The sequence below is a fragment of the Streptomyces sp. HSW2009 genome, assembly GCF_040240285.1.
In the GTDB taxonomy this organism is placed as follows: Bacteria; Actinomycetota; Actinomycetes; order Streptomycetales; family Streptomycetaceae; genus Streptomyces.
On sequence record NZ_JBEHZD010001058.1, the window covers coordinates 1 to 998 of the forward strand.

General features: G+C 80.0%; 1 protein-coding gene. It reads right to left on the reverse strand.

Annotated elements, in window-relative coordinates:
- Positions 1-129 precede the first annotated feature (129 nt).
- Positions 130-998, reverse strand: an 869-nt coding sequence (gene ligD / locus AAHZ94_RS34530; protein WP_349997623.1) for a non-homologous end-joining DNA ligase, incomplete at its 5' end; no start/stop codon positions are given.

Below are 998 nucleotides of genomic sequence, written 5' to 3' on the forward strand. Positions count from 1 at the left end.
GGGGGGGGGGGGGGGGGGGGGGGGGGGGGGGGGGGGGGGGGGGGGGGGGGGGGGGCCGGGGGGGGGCCCGCGGGGGGGGGGGGCCCCCGCCCCGCCGCCCCGCAAGCCCCCGCCCCGCTGGCTCCCGCCCTACCGACCCACAGGCTCCTCCCGCACCACCTCGCGGGCCGCCTTGTCCTCACGCAGCCCCAGGAACCGCGGATGCCGCAGCATGCCGTCCCTGGTCCACTCCGTGAAGGCGACCTGGGCCACCAGTTCCGGCCTGACCCAGTGCGCGCCGCGCTCCCGTACCGGGTCGGCGAACGGTGACCTCTCGCTGGCCAGGGCGTCCAACCGGGCACGCAGCCGACGGAGTACGGCCTCCGTGTAGCCGGTGCCGACCTTGCCCGCGTACCGCAGTCGGCCCTGCGCGTAGTGGCCGAGCAGCAGCGCACCGAAGCCGGCCCGGCTGCCCGCCGGCTCGGTGTAGCCGCCGATGACGAACTCCTGGCCGCGCGCGCACTTGAGCTTGAGCCAGTCCGGTGACCGGCGCGGCTGGTAGCGGCCCTGCGCCCGCTTGGCGATCAGCCCCTCCCAGCCGCGGGCGCACGCCTGGTCGAGCAGGTCCTGACCGCCGTGGTTGCGGTGGGTGGTCAGCCTGAGCGGCTCCCGGTACGTCAGCGCCCGCCGCAGCAGGGACTTGCGGACCCGCAGCGGCAACGCCGTGGTGCGGTACCCGTCGAGCGCCAGCAGGTCGAACAGGTAGTACGTGACGGCGATGCCGGTGGCCCGGGCGCGGCGCGGGTCGGTGAGCCCCATCCGGCGTTGGAGCCTGGCGAAGTCGGTGCGTCCGTGCGCGAGCGCGACCACCTCGCCGTCCACGGTGAAGTGCGCGCGGGCCCGGGCCGGCCGGGGCGCCCCCGCGGGGGGGGGGGGGGGGCCCCCGGGGGGGGCGCCCCGCCGCCCCCCCCCCCCCCCCCGCGCCGCGGGGGGGGGGCCCCCCGCGGGCCCCCCCCCCC